The sequence below is a fragment of the Rhodococcus sp. FG69 genome, from assembly GCF_057808915.1.
In genome coordinates, this window is record NZ_JBMDIX010000035.1 from 32083 (window position 1) to 47067 (window position 14985).

The 14985-nt window shown below is 64.7% G+C and carries 13 protein-coding genes; 7 read left to right on the plus strand and 6 right to left on the minus strand.

The features are described from left to right. Genes ACODSO_RS22710 through ACODSO_RS22720 form a run of 3 tightly spaced genes read right to left on the minus strand, consistent with a single transcriptional unit; the run spans nt 1 to nt 2719 of the window. A complete protein-coding gene (locus tag ACODSO_RS22710; RefSeq protein WP_489038926.1) occupies nt 1-879 on the minus strand; it encodes a metal ABC transporter permease in 879 nt (292 codons plus the stop codon). After that, nucleotides 876-1697: a metal ABC transporter ATP-binding protein gene (locus ACODSO_RS22715; RefSeq protein ID WP_489038927.1), complete on the minus strand. Its 822-nt coding sequence runs from the start codon at nt 1695-1697 to the stop codon at nt 876-878. The genes ACODSO_RS22710 and ACODSO_RS22715 overlap by 4 nt, the downstream gene beginning before the upstream one ends. A 38-nt stretch (nt 1698-1735) precedes the next feature. Then, nucleotides 1736-2719: a metal ABC transporter solute-binding protein, Zn/Mn family gene (locus ACODSO_RS22720; protein ID WP_489038928.1), complete on the minus strand. Its 984-nt coding sequence runs from the start codon at nt 2717-2719 to the stop codon at nt 1736-1738. 130 nt (nt 2720-2849) lie between these two features. Between ACODSO_RS22720 and ACODSO_RS22725 the strand changes: the two genes are divergently transcribed. Next, nucleotides 2850-3938, plus strand: coding sequence for a LacI family DNA-binding transcriptional regulator (locus ACODSO_RS22725; protein ID WP_489038929.1), 1089 nt, complete (start codon nt 2850-2852; stop codon nt 3936-3938). A 122-nt stretch (nt 3939-4060) separates the two neighbouring features. Here the strand turns inward: ACODSO_RS22725 and otsB are convergent, their stop codons facing one another. Both otsB and kstR read right to left on the minus strand, forming a co-directional pair. Next, nucleotides 4061-6607: a trehalose-phosphatase gene (gene otsB / locus ACODSO_RS22730; RefSeq protein WP_489038930.1), complete on the minus strand. Its 2547-nt coding sequence runs from the start codon at nt 6605-6607 to the stop codon at nt 4061-4063. A 52-nt stretch (nt 6608-6659) separates the two neighbouring features. Next, nucleotides 6660-7334: a cholesterol catabolism transcriptional regulator KstR gene (kstR, locus tag ACODSO_RS22735; RefSeq protein ID WP_068373671.1), complete on the minus strand. Its 675-nt coding sequence runs from the start codon at nt 7332-7334 to the stop codon at nt 6660-6662. Between the two features lie 93 nt (nt 7335-7427). Between kstR and ACODSO_RS22740 the strand changes: the two genes are divergently transcribed. The 6 genes from ACODSO_RS22740 to ACODSO_RS22765 all read left to right on the plus strand — a co-directional run bounded on the left by ACODSO_RS22740 (nt 7428) and on the right by ACODSO_RS22765 (nt 14235). Further along, nucleotides 7428-9545 (plus strand): acyl-CoA dehydrogenase family protein, encoded by a 2118-nt coding sequence (locus ACODSO_RS22740; protein ID WP_489038932.1) that lies wholly within the window; start codon nt 7428-7430, stop codon nt 9543-9545. A 92-nt stretch (nt 9546-9637) separates the two neighbouring features. Continuing rightward, on the plus strand, nt 9638-10648 hold the full coding sequence (locus ACODSO_RS22745; protein WP_489038933.1) for an acyl-CoA dehydrogenase family protein: 1011 nt from the start codon (nt 9638-9640) through the stop codon (nt 10646-10648). Continuing rightward, entirely contained in the window at nt 10633-11784 is a 1152-nt protein-coding gene (locus tag ACODSO_RS22750) for an acyl-CoA dehydrogenase family protein (protein WP_489038934.1), read from the plus strand. Before ACODSO_RS22745 ends, ACODSO_RS22750 begins: the two co-directional genes overlap by 16 nt. Further along, complete coding sequence (locus ACODSO_RS22755; protein ID WP_489038935.1) at nt 11781-12692, plus strand: bifunctional MaoC family dehydratase N-terminal/OB-fold nucleic acid binding domain-containing protein; 912 nt, start codon at nt 11781-11783, stop codon at nt 12690-12692. The genes ACODSO_RS22750 and ACODSO_RS22755 overlap by 4 nt, the downstream gene beginning before the upstream one ends. Continuing rightward, a complete protein-coding gene (locus ACODSO_RS22760; RefSeq protein ID WP_489038960.1) occupies nt 12689-13069 on the plus strand; it encodes a MaoC family dehydratase in 381 nt (126 codons plus the stop codon). Before ACODSO_RS22755 ends, ACODSO_RS22760 begins: the two co-directional genes overlap by 4 nt. Beyond that, the gene (locus ACODSO_RS22765; RefSeq protein ID WP_489038936.1) at nt 13066-14235 is read left to right on the plus strand and encodes a lipid-transfer protein; all 1170 of its coding nucleotides are present in this window, start codon (nt 13066-13068) and stop codon (nt 14233-14235) included. The genes ACODSO_RS22760 and ACODSO_RS22765 overlap by 4 nt, the downstream gene beginning before the upstream one ends. Here the strand turns inward: ACODSO_RS22765 and ACODSO_RS22770 are convergent. Beyond that, the gene (locus tag ACODSO_RS22770; protein ID WP_489038937.1) at nt 14207-14941 is read right to left on the minus strand and encodes a FadR/GntR family transcriptional regulator; all 735 of its coding nucleotides are present in this window, start codon (nt 14939-14941) and stop codon (nt 14207-14209) included. The genes ACODSO_RS22765 and ACODSO_RS22770 overlap by 29 nt on opposite strands. Between the last annotated feature and the right edge of the window lie 44 nt (nt 14942-14985).

Consider the following 14985-nt stretch of genomic DNA (forward strand, 5'->3'; position numbering starts at 1 on the left):
CTAAGCGGTTAGCGCGCGACCGGAGTTGGCCTTGCGACGAGACCCCACCACCCTGCAGATCAGGTAGATGACGAACGAGATCGTCGTGACGAAGGTCGACACGGGCAAGCCAGGCGCGAGTGAGAGCAGGATGCCGCCGACGGCGGCCGTTTCGGCGAAGACGACGGACAGCAACGTCGCTTTCAGCGGGCTGGCGGTCACGCGCGCGGCAGCGGCGGCCGGGGTGATCAGTAGTGACAGGACCAGCAGAGCGCCGACGATCTGAACTCCGAGGGCGCAGGCGACTCCCACCAGCACGGCGAACACGACTGACAATCCCCGAACCGGGACGCCGCGTGCGAGCGCGACCTCGGGATCGGTGCTGGCGAACAGCAACGGGCGATAGACGACGACCAGGACGAGCAGAACGACGACCGCGCAGACGAGCAGCAGCTGCAGCCCGCTTTGCCCGACTCCGACGATCTGGCCGATGAGAAGGGCGAAGCTCGTACCGGTTCGTCCGGGGTAGAGCCAGATGAACAGGACCGAAAGTCCGAGCCCGAAGGACATGATCACGCCGATGACCGAATCGCGGTCGCGGGCTTTCGAACCGAGCAATGCGAACATCACGGCGGCGACGACCGATCCGACGATCGCGCCGAGACCGACGGTGATGCCGACGAGTAGCGCAGCCGATGCTCCGGTCAGGGACAGTTCGCTCGAGCCGTGGACGGCGAACGCCCACTGGCGACTGACGATCAACGGCCCGAGCGCGCCGGCAAGCAGACCGAGGATTGCGGCAGCGATGAGGGCCTGCTGGACGAAGTCGTAGCTCAGAAGGTTCGCTGTGGTGCTGAAGTCGAACATCTTGGAGAGGGCGTCGACCACTTTCTCGTTCAATGCGGATCCTCGGTCGGTGGATGATGCGCGCCCGCGCTGCCCAGTGCGTCGATGGAATCTCCGGTCCCGACGACGATGAGCCTGCCTCGTACGCTCAGGACCTCCACCTCGGTGTCGTACAGCTCGGAGAGCACCTCGGTGGTCATGACTTCCGTGGGCGTGCCGATACGGAACTTTCCGTCGACGATGTACACGACGCGGTCCACGAGGGGAAGGATCGGATTGATCTCATGGGTGACGAACATGACGGCGGTCCCGTGCTCCCGGCGTCGTCGATCGATCAGTTCGGACACCAGCCGCTGGTTGGCGAGATCGAGGCTGAGCAGAGGTTCGTCGCACAGCAGTACCGACGGATCTCCGACGAGTGCCTGCGCGATGCGCAACCGCTGCTGTTCGCCGCCGGACATGGTTCCGACGGGCGCTCCGGCAAACGAATTGGCGCCCACCTGGTCGATCGCGTCCTGGACGATGCGCTTGCGTTCGCGCATCCCACGGAATCCGATGCCCCACCGGTGACCGTCCCATCCGAGGCCGACGAGATCTCGCCCGCGCAACGGAAGGTCGTCGTCGATGCTGCGTTGCTGGGGTATGTAGCCGACTCCGGATTGACCGCGATGCACCGGCGTTCCGGCGATCGCCGCGGTACCGGAAGTCAGGTTGTTCTGGCCGAGCAGGACCTTCAGGAGCGACGTCTTGCCGGAACCGTTCGGGCCGAGGACGGCGACGAACTCTCCGGGTTGGACGGTGAGGTCCAGGTTCTGCCACAGCGTGCGCTCGCCGAACGCCAGTCCGGCGTCACGCAGTTCTACAGCACACATGCACTACAGCTTTCCAGGGCTGGCGAGCGCCCGCCGAGTCAGGATGCACTCAGCGCAGCATCGAGATCCTGAGCCGCCTTGGTTTGCCATTCGATGTAGGTTTTTCCCTCGGGGAGCGTCTCGGTGACCTCGACGACGGGGATGCCTGCTGCTTCTGCAGTCGACCGGATGTCCTGCGTGACTGCGTCCTGGGTCTGGATGTTGTAGACCAATGCCTTGACGGAGTTGGACGTGAACAGGTCGCGGGTAGCTGCGATCGACGCGGGGGACGGATCGGTGCCCTCCTCGATGGCATCCTTGAAGTCCTCGGGGGTCTTGTCGTCGAGGCCGGACTCTTCGATGAGGTAGTGCGCGATCGGCTCGGTCTGTGCGACCGGTACTGCGGGATAGTCGGCGGCGATCTTGGCCGTCACGTCCGTAATTGCGTGAACCTGTTCGTGGAAGGCCTCTGCATTGGCGGTGTACTGCGCAGCGTTCTCGGGATCGAGCTGTCCGAGCTTGTCGGCAATGGATTCCGCTGTGGCAGCGGCAGTTTCGACGTTGTACCAGACGTGCTCGTTGACCTCGCCGTGGCTGTGACCGTCGGTGGACTCGTGGGTCGTGTCCTCCGGCTCTTCGGCGTCTTCGTGTGCGTGGTCGGAATCGAGCAGTTCGAACGCGTTCACCGACGGCACATTCTGGCCTTCGGAGCCGAGGATGTCGGTGATGAACTCGTCGTATCCGCCACCGTTGTAGACCACGAGCGATGCCTCCGCGACCTTGGCGGCATCACTGGGAGACGCCTCGTACGAGTGCGGATCGGCCGACGGGTCGGCGATGATCGACTCGACGGTGGCCAGGTTTCCGGCTACTGCTTCGGCGACACTGCCCCAGACATTGGTCGACGCGACGATGGTGATGGGCCCGTCGACGGCGTTGGCCGGGGCCGAGGTGGTCGACGTCTCGGCGTCCGAACTGCACGCGCTCAGGGTCAGAGCGGCGGCGCAGGACAGTCCGACGAGCGCGGTGGTGGTACGACGCATTGGGGGAACTCCTCGAGCGGCAGGATAAATGCAATTGGAAACCGTTACCGTTGTACTCTAGCGAGTCGGTCGCTCAGTATCGAATCGGGCCGATTTTCGCTGTGACCTGGTTTGCGACTAACGTCCGGGTATGTCCAGGTCGAGGGAGCCACGGCGCCCGGCTACGTTGGCGTCCATCGCGGCCGAGCTGAAGGTGTCTCGCACCACGGTGTCGAACGCGTACAACCGTCCAGACCAACTGTCCCCTGAGCTGCGTGAACGTGTGCTCATGGCAGCGAAGCGTCGCGGGTACGCAGGCCCGGATCCGGTGGCGCGCTCGCTGCGCACCCGCAAGGCCGGCGCGGTCGGACTCGTACTCACCGAGGCTCTCAGCTACTCGTTCCGGGATCCCGCCGCGATGGCGTTCCTCGCCGGCCTGGCCGAATCGTGCGAGGCAGCCGGCCAAGGGCTTCTGCTCATCCCTGCTGGTCCGGATCGCGAAGACACTGCAGCCGCTGCCGTCGTCCAGCAGGCAGGCGTCGACGCCTTCGTCGTCTACTCCGTGGCCGACGACGATCCATACTTGCTGGCGGTCCGCGAACGGCACCTGCCGATCGTCATCTGCGACCAACCGCGGGGTGTGCCCGAGGCGGCACTCGTCGCGATCGATGACCGCGCCGCGATGAAGCTCCTCGCCGAACAGGTCATAGCACTCGGGCACGAGCACATCGCCGTGCTGTGCATGCGTTTGGGGCGCGACCGTCGCGACGGCGTCGTACCCCCAGCGAGACTGGCAGACAGTCATTTTCACGTGCAGCGCGAACGAATCGCGGGTGTGAAGGAGGCGATGGTCGACGCCGGCCTCGACCCGGAGTCGTTGACCGTCGTCGAGCGGTTCGAACACACCATGCGTTCCGGTCACTCGGCAGCTGCGCAGGCGTTACAGGCAAACCGCGACACCACGGCCCTGCTCTGCACGACCGACGTCCTTGCGCTGGGAGCACTGAACTTTGCCAAGGTCACGGGCATCGATGTGCCCGGCCAGCTCACGGTCACCGGATTCGACGGTGTCGAGGACGCCATCCGGGACAACCTCACCACCGTCCGTCAGGACGCAGAGGAGAAGGGGCGACGGGCAGGTGCGCTGCTGATGTCCACCTCGAGATCCGGCGTCGTATCGACCGAATTCATGCCCACCGAGCTGTTCAAGGGGCGAACCGCCGGGCCGCCGCCGGGGTGAGCTTCGCCCGCCCACCATCGCTTGAATGGACCTTCGCAGCCATCTGACCGTATGGATGGACCTTTCAAGCGATGGTGGGCGCGGGCTGATGGTGGGCAAGCGAGGATGGGCCGACGCCCGGATCAGCTCAGCAACGCCGCACACCGCAGCAGACCGAGGTGACTGTAGGCCTGCGGATGGTTACCGAGGGAGCGCTCTGCGACTGGGTCGTACTCCTCACTGAGGAGGCCGGTCGGTCCGGCGGCGCTGACGAGCTGGGTGAACAGAGCTTCCGCTTCCGAACGCTGCCCGGTCAGCAGGTAGGCCTCGACGAGCCACGCGGCGCACAGGTGGAAACCGCCTTCGCCGCCGGGCAATCCGTCGTCGTGGTGATAGCGGTACACCGTCGATCCGCTTCGTAGCTCTGCTTCGGTGGCGGTGACTGTCGCTGCGAACCGCGGATCCGATGCGTCGATCAGCCCGGACAGCCCGATGTGGAGCGTGGCGGCGTCGAGGTCGGAGCCGTCGTACGCGGCGGTGTAGGACTGTACTTCGTCGTTCCAGCCCTGCTCGAGGACCTCGGCGCGAATGGTCGAACGCAATGTCTCCCAGCCAGGTTCGGTCTCTCGGTCGAACGTGGACGCGAGGGTGAGGGCCCGGTCGATCGTCATCCACCCCATCACCTTGGAGTAGACGTGGTGGCGCGGGTTGCCGCGGATCTCCCAGATGCCGTGATCGGGTTCGGACCACCGACGCTCGACGGCCTCGACCATCGACCGGACGAGGGACCAATCGTTCTCGGACAACGCTTCTTTCCCGTGCAACCCCTTCGCCTCGCGTGCATGCGAGAGGGAGGAGATGAGGTCGACGATCGGGCCGAACACGTCGAGCTGCACCTGCTGGTTCGCGGCGTTCCCGACGCGTACCGGCCGGGACCCGGCATAGCCGGGTAGCTCGTCGATGACAGCTTCCGGAGGCAGTCCGAGGCCCCAGATCGTGTACAGCGGATGTAGCCGCTCGGGGCCTGGAACCGATTGCAGCACACCGTGAATCCAGGAAAGGTAGTTCTCGGCTTCCTCTGTCGAGCCGAGGTTCACCAGTGCAGACGCGGTCAGTGCCGCGTCTCGTAGCCAGCAGTAGCGGTAGTCCCAGTTGCGGACGCCGCCGATCTCCTCCGGCAGCGAGGTGGTGGCGGCAGCCATGATCGAACCCGAATCGGAGTGCACCAAACCGCGTAGCGTCAACGCCGAACGCTTCATCAGATCGCGCTTGAGCGGGGGCAGGGTCAGGCCGTCGACCCAGTCCTTCCAGTAGGCCTCGGCGCGCTGTCGTCGTTCCGTCTCCGGAACCGCAGAAGGTTCGAGATCTTCGCTGCCGAGCCGTAGTTCGAGAACGATGGGACCCGAGGACGGGTCGACCTCGGCGTGCGCGGTCTGCTGCGCTCCGTCGGACACGATGTTCCACCGCACTCCAGGACTGCGCAGCACCATCGGATCCGCGGTTCCGTAGATGCGTAGACCGTCGTTCTCGGGTTCGAGGCGAGCCCAGACCTTGCCGAACTCGGGCCTCGGTGCGAATGTCACGACGGCGGTCGCTTTACCCGTGATGACCCGGGTCAGCGACGTCTGGCCACTGGGCACGTCGTGCGGCAGGTAGTCGGTGACCTGCAGGCTCGACCACTTGGTCTGCACGGTCATGGTGCCGTCGACGTACTGCTGGCTGAGCGGCAGGGCGGCACGGGTCGGTCCGACGCTGAAGTGGCCGGCTTCGTTGCCGCCGAGGAGGTGCGCGAAGATCGCCGCGGAGTCGGGTTCGGGGTGGCACAGCCAGGTCAGGTTTGCATCGGGGGTCACAAGCGCGACGGCATTGGGACTGGCCAACATGGTCAACCGCTCGATACGCGGGGCGTCCGCCCCGGACAGCCATTGCCGGCGTTCCTCGAGGAGGAACGCGAGGGCTAGTGCGACCTGTGCGGTGTTGTCGATGCGGAACTCGGCCGCGCTGTCGCCGGTGCCGACCTTGACGCCGATGTCGGGGCCGTGGAGCCGGGCGAAGGCCTTCTCGTCGGTGACGTCGTCGCCGAAGAAGACCGCCGCCGTCGCGCCTTCTTGATGGCGAAGGATGTCGAGCGCGACGCCCTTGTCGGTGACGATGACGGCAAGCTCGATGACGGATTTGCCCTCCGTGATCTGCACGCCGTCGCGCAGAGCAACACCGTTTCGAACCGCTTCGAGAGCGCGTTCGGCATCGTCGGGGTCGGCGTTGCGCACGTGCAGGGCCGCACTGGCGGGTTTGACCTCGACGGTTACGCCGGGGCAGCGGGCAGCGATCGACTGCATGTCGGTGGCGATGTCGTGCAGGAGCCTCTTGGCCTCGTCGTCGATGGCGTGGATGAAGCCCACGTCGAACTCGCTGCCGTGGCTGCCGACGAGCTGTACCTCGGCAGGCAGACGCGACAGCGTTGCCAGGTCGCGCAGTGCGCGACCGGAGATGACAGCGGCGGTGGTCCCCGCGAGGGTCGCGAGACCGCGCATGGCACTCACGGCTTCGGGGTGCGGAAACGCTTTCAACGGATCGGACACGATGGGCGCCATCGTGCCGTCGTAGTCGGAAGTGACGAGCAATCGAGGGGTCCGGGCGACGCCGATGAGGGCGCGGCGAAGTTCCAGCGGCAGATCCAGTGCAGTCACCTGAACGAATCTAGGCGATCAAGGCACAACCGCCTACTCGGACATCGTCGGGCTAGTCGATTGCCTTGGAGTCTCCGAGCAGAAGATCGACGGTCAGTTCGAGTCGCGCTGCCACATCGGTGGCGGAGGATCGCCGGGTCAACCATGCCACCAGATTCGACAGCCAGACATCACTGATGACGCGAGCGATACTGAGCTGCAACTCCGTCGGCTCGCCGTCGCTCATCGCTTTGGCGAACAATCGGTCCATCAGGCGCCCGACCTGATCGACCTCGGCGGCGGCGGACGCGTCGGCGAACATGAAGGCTCGCGTCATCGCTTCCGTGAGTAGTGGATCACGTTGCATGGCCCGTGTGATCTGCCCGAGGATCAGGTGCATGCGCTCCTGGGGCGTCTGGCCGGGGGGAAGTTTGCGGCGCGAATCGATCTTCTCGAATTCGCGGGCCAGTGCCGATACCAGCAGATGGACCTTCGACGGGAAGTAGCGATACAGGGTTCCGACGGCTACATCGGCGCGCTCGGCGACCGCACGCATCTGTACGGCTTCGTATCCGCCCTTGGACGCGAGTGCGAGCGTGGAATCGAGGATTCGCTTGCGGCGTTCACGCTGTGCGTTGGAGCTGAGATCGTCGTCCGTGAGCACACCGACCGAACGGAGTGGCGTCAGATCGCCCGATCCGTTCTTGTCGGAGGGGCTCACTGCGCCCGACCTGGATGATGAGGTCATTGACGTTTTCCTTCGCACCTTGACTCGTGACCAGCTAGCGTATTAGAACACGTTCTAGATGGAAAAGTCATCACGAGACCTGGGGAAACCACTGTGACAATTGCCACGACCGAGGACCAGCGCGACGTCCAGCAATCGATTCGATCGTGGGTGTCTTCGGCCGATCCGATCGGAACTTTACGCGCCGACGAGCTGTCCGCTTGGCGTAGCCACTGGCAGGCGCTCGCCGATATCGGGGTGTTCTCCGTTGCGGTGCCCGACAGTGCAGGGGGCGCGGGCGGCACTACGGCGGACCTCGCCGCGATGCTGGAGGAGACGGGCGCAGCACTCGTGGGCGGGCCGGTGATCGGGACGGTCCTGGCTGCGATCGTCCTGGCCAAGCACGGATCCGCCGCGGATATCTGCGACGGGCGTACTCCAGTTGCCGTCGTCCTGTCCGGTGCAATTCCCGAGGCGCGAGCCGAGGAGAACTCACTGATCGTCGACGGCACCGCCGAACTCGCCTTCGGCGGGGCCGACGGCGTCGCGGTTCTGCTGCCGGTCAGTCGGGAGGGTGAGCAGGTCTGGTGCATCGTTGCCGCGGATACCCCGGGACTGAAGATCGAATCTGTTCTCGGGGTGGATCGGACGGTTCCGCTGGCTTGGGTGTCGCTCGAGGCGGTTCGAATCCCGGCGGACGCCGTGCTCGAGAACGTGTCGACGCAGTACGTGCACGACCTGGCTGTCACCCTCGTCGCCGCCGAAGCCGCAGGCATCGCTGGATGGTGTCTGCGCACTGCCGTCGAACATGCGAAGTTTCGCGAGCAGTTCGGCGCGCCGATCGGGAGCTTTCAGGCCGTCAAACATCTGGCCGCCGACATGCTGTGCCGCGTGGAGAAGACGCGGGCAGCGGCGTGGGACGCCGCGGTGGCAGCCGACACCGCATCCGAGCAATTCTCGCTGTCGGCCGCAGTTGCAGGTGCGATCGCGCTGGATGCCGCCGTCGACACAGCAAAGGATTGCATTCAGATCCTGGGCGGAATCGGGTTCACCTGGGAGCACGACGCGCACCTCTACCTGCGTCGCGCGCTCGCTGTGCGGCAACTGCTCGGTGGCGCGACGCGGTGGCGCACACGGGTCACCGATCTGACGCGCGCGGGCATTCGCAGAACCCTTTCCGTCGATCTGGGCGCGGCAGAGGAGCTGCGCGCGAGAACCCGAGACGAGGTCGGGGAGATCGTCGCGTCCGAGGACCCTCGTGCGGCTCTCGCGTCGTCGGGTCTGGCCGCGGCGCACTGGCCGAAGCCACACGGACGCGACGCGAGACCCGCGGAGCAGTTGCTCTACGCCGAGGAACTTCATCGCGCGGGCCTGATGCCACCGGATCTGGTGATCGGCTGGTGGGCGGTTCCGACGATTCTCGAACACGGCACCGACGAGCAGATCGAGCGCTTCGCGGGCCCGACATTGCGAGGTGACATCACCTGGTGCCAGCTCTTCAGCGAACCGGAAGCGGGCTCGGATCTGGCCTCGTTGCGGACCACGGCGAAGAAGGTCGACGGTGGTTGGACGCTGCAGGGACACAAGATTTGGACCTCACTCGCGCGGGAAGCGGACTGGGCGATCTGCCTGGCCCGAACCGACCGCGACGTCCCGAAGCACAAGGGAATCAGCTACTTCGTCCTCGACATGGCATCGCCTGGAATCCGCATCGAGCCACTCCGCGAGATCACCGGTGACGCGGTGTTCAACGAAGTGTTCCTCGACTGCGTCTTCGTCCCCGACGACGGTCTCATCGGGCGCGAGAACGACGGCTGGAGGCTCGCACGCACGACCCTCGCGAACGAGCGCGTCGCGATGAGCAACGGTTCCACGCTGGGCTCAGCTCTCGAGGATGTCGTCGAAGCAACGGTCGAGGATGCGGGTGTGGCGGATCGACTCGGCGGTCTCATCGCCGACGGCCTCGTCGGATCGCTGCTGGAGTTCCGCGCGACGTTGCGACGGCTCGGCGGGCAGGATCCGGGTGCGGAATCGAGCGTACGCAAGCTGGTCGGCGTCCGTCATCGTCAGGACCTCGCGGAGTTCGCGTTGGAAGCGGTAGGACCTGTCGGCGCGGTCGAAGGTCCGCTAGCCAAGGAAATGTTGCTGACGAGATGTCTGTCCATCGCAGGCGGAACGACGCAGATCCTGCTGACTGTTGCGGCCGAGCGGATATTGGGGCTGCCGCGGTAGTGGGGGGTTGGGTCTGGTGATTGCCGCTCGAAGGTGTTAAAAATAGAACACGTTCTACCAATGCTGGTTCTCCCGTCGATAGGTGCTCAGGCGTGGACTTCACACGAGATTCAACCCAGACGACCATCGCCGAGATGGTCTCCGGACTATTGGCGCGCGAACCCGCGGACCTGTGGGCCGCGCTCTGGGACGCAGGACTGCTCACGATGTTGTTGCCCGAGTCGGCAGGCGGCGACGGCCTCGGTCTCCCCGAAGCGGCAACGGTGCTTACCGAACTCGCGCATGCCGGCGTGGTCGGTTCAGCCCTTGCGACTATCGGCTTCGGCATCGTCCCGCTGGCCATGCTTGCGCCGGACGCGGTCGATCCAACGATGCCACCGGGGTCGATCCTCACTGCCGCCCTCGCCGAACCTGGGCGCCCGTTCCCGTCGAATCCCTCGACCACGGCAACGCCCGACGGCGACCGCATGCGCGTCACGGGTACGAAGATCGCCGTCGCGTATGCGGAGCAGGCCTACCGGATTCTCGTGCCGACGTCGGCAGGAATCGTTCTGGTCGACCCGAAGAGCGACGGCGTACGGCTCACCCGCACGCCGTCGTCGTCCGGTGACCCCGAGTACGTCGTCGAATTCGATTCGGCACTTGGCGAATTCATCGGTGACGACGTCGCTGGCCTGTACCGGATTGCGCTGGCGTCGATCGGTGCTGTCGCCGACGGAATTGCCGCGGGCGCTGCCGAGTTGACGGCCTCGCATCTGGGAAGCAGGCATCAATTCGGAAAGCCGCTGGCGACGTTCCAGGCGGTCGCAGGCGAGATCGCCGACGTTTATGTCACGGCCCGAACGATCCACGTGGCCGCGGTCTCTGCGGTGTGGCAGGCGTCGCAGCGGCGAGAAGCCGACGACACCGACGTCCTCGCCTACTGGATCGCCGCCGAACTACCCGCGGCGATGCAGATGTGTCATCACCTACATGGGGGCATCGGCGTCGATGTCACGTACCCGATGCACCGCTACTACTCGGCGGCAAAGGATCTCGCCCGACTCGTCGGAGGTTCGTCCTACCGACTCGACCTAGTGGGGGCAGCATGTTCGTCGAACTGACCGAAGACCAACTGAAACTTCAAGCGGAACTGCGTCACTACTTCGCCGACCTCGTCGACGAGCACGACGCCGACATCATGATGACCGAGCGGCACGGAGCAACGTACCGAAAGATCATCAAGACCATGGGCCGCGACGGATGGCTCGGAGTCGGATGGCCGAAGGAGTTCGGTGGCCATGGCTTCGGCGACCTCGAGCAGTCGATCTTCGTGAACGAAGCTGCCAGAGCCGACATTCCGCTGCCGGCCGTGACGCTGCAAACCGTCGGTCCGACGCTGCAGAAGTACGGCACCGAGGCACAGAAGGCGAAATTTCTGACGGCCATTCTCGCGGGCGACGTCCACTTCGCCATCGGCTATACCGAGCCCGAGGCGGGCACCGATCTGGCGTCGCTCCGTACGACTGCGGTTCGGCACGGCGACGAGTACGTCGTCAACGGACAGAAGATCTTCACCACGGGTGGACACGACGCGGACTACGTCTGGTTGGCAGTGCGTACCGGCGCACCGGATTCCCGTCACCGCGGTATCTCGATGCTCATCGTCGACACCAGCGATCCTGGCTACTCGTGGACTCCGATCATCACGTGCGACGGCGCGCATCACGTCAACGCCACGTACTACAACGACGTCCGAGTTCCAGTCGACATGGTGGTCGGCGAGGAGAACGCCGGGTGGCGGCTCATCACTACTCAGCTCAACCACGAGCGGGTGATGCTCGGGCCTGCCGGACGAATCGCCGGTCTGTACGTGCGGTTGCGCAGGTGGGCCGAGAATCACTCGCTGCTGAATGAATCCGATGTGCAGCGCGTCCTCGGTGAGATCCAGGCAACGTTTCGCATCAACGAACTGTTGAACTGGCAGGTGGCATCGAGCACCGCCGATTCGGTGGACATCGCGGACGCCTCGGCAACGAAAGTGTTTGCCACCGAACGTATTCAGCGCGTCGGTCGGATAGCGGAGGAAATGGTCGGACGGCACGGTAACCCGGCGGACCCGGATACCGGAAAACTGATGGACTGGCTCGACAAACAGGTCAAACGCAATCTCGTCATCACCTTCGGCGGTGGTGTGAACGAAGTCATGCGCGAACTCATCGCCACCTCCGGTCTCGGGTTGCCGAGGGTGATCCGGTGAGCACGTCGATCGCCGAGGCGGCCGAACGCATTGCGGCGGCGGGTGACAGCGCACCGAAGCCGGGTCGCGATCCCGTCAACCAGCCGATGATCAACAACTGGGTCGAGGCCATCGGCGACACCAATCCCATCTATGTCGACGCCGCCGCAGCCGAAGCGGCCGGGCATCCTGGCGTCGTCGCGCCGCCCGCGATGGCGCAGGTCTGGACGATGGGCGGTCTGCACCGGACCCGAGCTGCGGACGATCCGCTCGGCCAGATCATGGAGATCCTCGACGAGGCAGGCTTCACGTCGATCGTCGCTACCAACTGCGAGCAGACGTACCATCGGTACCTGCAGCTCGGGGAGGAAGTGACGCTGACGGCCCGCCTCGGTGACGTAGTGGGGCCGAAGAAAACGGGCCTTGGCCTCGGCTGGTTCGTGACGGTGCACAACACCTGGTACGTGGGCGACGAGGCTGTCGCCGAAATGCTGTTTCGGGTGCTGAAGTTCGCACCTGTCGCGAAAGAGGACCCAACCGAGCAGATCCGACCCGTGGCTTCGCAGGAGACCGAGTTCTTCTGGGAGGGAACCAAGGTCGGCGAGCTGAGAATCCAACGGGTACAGGACGGTTCACTCCGGCACCCGCCGATACCGGCGATCTGGCAGGACAAGAACAAGCCCATCGACTATTGCGTCGCCACCGGAACGGGCACGGTGTACAGCTACGTCGTTCACCATGCACCGAAGGTTCCGGGCCGAACGTTGCCGTTCGTGGTTGCGCTCGTCGAACTCGAGGAAGGAGTGCGGATGCTCGGAGAACTACGAGGAGTGGATCCGTCGGAGGTAGTCGTCGGACTACCCGTGCAGGTCGAGTTCGTGCGTATCGACGACGATCTGACGCTCCCGGCGTGGAAGGCAGTGCGATGATCGCCGCGGTCGGAGATGTTCTCCCCGAGTTGCAGATCACTGCCGATCCGACGTTCGTGGTGTCGACGGCGTTGGCCACCAGAGATTTTCAGGACGTGCACCACGACCGTGACAAGGCCGTCCAGCGCGGATCGAAGGACATTTTCGTCAACATTCTCACCGACACCGGGCTCGTACAGCGTTTCGTCACCGATTGGGCCGGTCCGTCCGTGGTGTTGCGGTCGATCGCGTTGAAACTCGGTGTGCCGTGGTACGCCTACGACACGCTGACACTGACAGGGGCCGTGTCGAGGGTGGAAGAGGGTGAGGTCACCGTGGACGTTCTCGGCACGGACTCTCTCGGGGCTCACATCACGGCGACGGTGAGGCTGGTATGAGCGGCTTTTCGAGAGAAACGGCGATCGTCGGCATCGGAGCAACGGATTTCTCCAAGGACTCCGGGCGGAGCGAACTTCGGCTTGCAGCCGAGGCCGTCACCGCCGCTCTGGACGACGCAGGCCTCACGCCGAACGACGTCGACGGACTGACGTCGTTCACGATGGACACCAACACCGAAACAGCTGTTGCGCGAGCGGTCGGCATCCCCAATCTCACCTTCTTCAGTCGTATTCACTACGGCGGCGGTGCGGCGTGCGCGACAATTCAGCAGGCCGCAATGGCTGTCGCAACGGGCGTCGCCGATGTCGTCGTCGCGTATCGGGCGTTCAACGAGCGCTCGGGCGCGCGGTTCGGCCAGGTGGCATCACATCTTGCGGCCGCGCCGACGTCGTCCGGAATCGACGCCGGATGGTCCTACCCGCACGGTCTCGGCACTCCGGCGTCCTTCGTCGCTATGGTCGCCCGCCGATACATGCACGTCTACGGCGCCACGAGCGAAGATTTCGGCAGAGTTGCCGTCGCGGACCGCAAGCATGCCGCCAACAACCCGGCGGCGTTCTTCTACGGCAAGCCGATCACGTTGGAGGACCACCAGAATTCGCGGTGGATCGCCGAACCGTTGCACCTGCTGGACTGCTGCCAGGAATCCGACGGTGGCATCGCACTGGTCGTGACCAGCGCCGAGCGTGCGAAGGATCTTCCCAATCCGGCGGCCGTCATCACCGCGGCAGCGCAGGGGAGTGGGCCCGATCAATACATCATGACCAGCTATTACCGCGACGCAATGACGGGGCTGCCGGAAATGGGACTCGTCGGTGATCAGTTGTGGGCGCAGTCCGGTCTGACCCCGGCGGAGATGCAGACGGCAGTTCTGTACGACCACTTCACGCCGTTCGTGCTGATGCAGTTGGAGGAACTGGGGTTCTGTGGCCCGGGTGAGGCCAAGGATTTCGTCTCCGGCGGTGCGATCGAACTCGGCGGCAGGCTGCCCCTCAACACCCACGGTGGGCAGTTGGGCGAGGCGTACATCCACGGCATGAACGGAATTGCCGAGGGCGTCAGGCAGATTCGGGGAACTTCGGTGAACCAGGTACCCGACGTGGAGAACGTACTCGTGACGGCAGGTACCGGCGTTCCTACGTCCGGTCTGATTCTGTCGAAGTAGAAGTAGCGTTCATCGCACTGGCCGATTCGGTGACGATCTGCTCCATTGCCCGTTCGGCCGCCTGCGCGTCACCCGCCTGAATAGAAGATGCGACGACGCCGTGCAGGCGAATGGCCTCGGGATCGGCCTGATGCGGCATCAGCGCGTGACGGGTACGCCCGGCCAGTACCTCGACGACGATCTCGGACATCGAACGCAGCATTGGATTACCTGATGCTGCAAGAAGAGTGCGGTGAAAGTCGGAATCGTGGGCCAGGTAGGCGTCGGAGTTCGCGGCACGGGAGGTGGCAGACATGCCGATCACTGCGGCCGTCAGCTGTCCGCAGTGTTCCGGTGTCGCCCGCTGTGCGGCGAGCCGCGCCGCTAAAGGCTCTATACCCGAACGCAATTCGCTGAGGATTGCAAGTTGTGCTGCGCGGTTGGGTCCGGCCAGTTGCCATCTGATCACCAGTGGATCGAGCGAATTCCACTGCGAGGAATCGAGCACGGTGATGCCGACTCGGCGACGAACGGTGAGGAGTCCGAGAGATTCGAGTACGCGAACGACTTCGCGGACGACCGTTCGTGATACCTCGAACCGGGTGGCTACGTCGTCCGCCGAAATCCTGGTTCCCGCGGGCACGGTTCCGTCCACGATGTTCCGTCCCAGTTTCTCGAGTACGGAGTCGTGTAGTTGTAGGAAATCCGCGCGTGCTTCGACCACCACTGTTCGATCGTGCCACGTATACGCGAGGTTCTCTCGCCGCTAGT

What these genes read in the sequence shown, in the direction of transcription:
- ACODSO_RS22715 (WP_489038927.1), bottom strand. Translation starts at nt 1,697, where the DNA reads ATGTGTGCTGTAGAACTGCGTGACGCCGGACTGGCGTTCGGCGAGCGC.
- ACODSO_RS22720 (WP_489038928.1), bottom strand. Translation starts at nt 2,719, where the DNA reads ATGCGTCGTACCACCACCGCGCTCGTCGGACTGTCCTGCGCCGCCGCT.
- ACODSO_RS22725 (WP_489038929.1), top strand. Translation starts at nt 2,850, where the DNA reads ATGTCCAGGTCGAGGGAGCCACGGCGCCCGGCTACGTTGGCGTCCATC.
- kstR (WP_068373671.1), bottom strand. Translation starts at nt 7,334, where the DNA reads ATGACCTCATCATCCAGGTCGGGCGCAGTGAGCCCCTCCGACAAGAAC.
- ACODSO_RS22750 (WP_489038934.1), top strand. Translation starts at nt 10,633, where the DNA reads ATGTTCGTCGAACTGACCGAAGACCAACTGAAACTTCAAGCGGAACTG.
- ACODSO_RS22760 (WP_489038960.1), top strand. Translation starts at nt 12,689, where the DNA reads ATGATCGCCGCGGTCGGAGATGTTCTCCCCGAGTTGCAGATCACTGCC.
- ACODSO_RS22765 (WP_489038936.1), top strand. Translation starts at nt 13,066, where the DNA reads ATGAGCGGCTTTTCGAGAGAAACGGCGATCGTCGGCATCGGAGCAACG.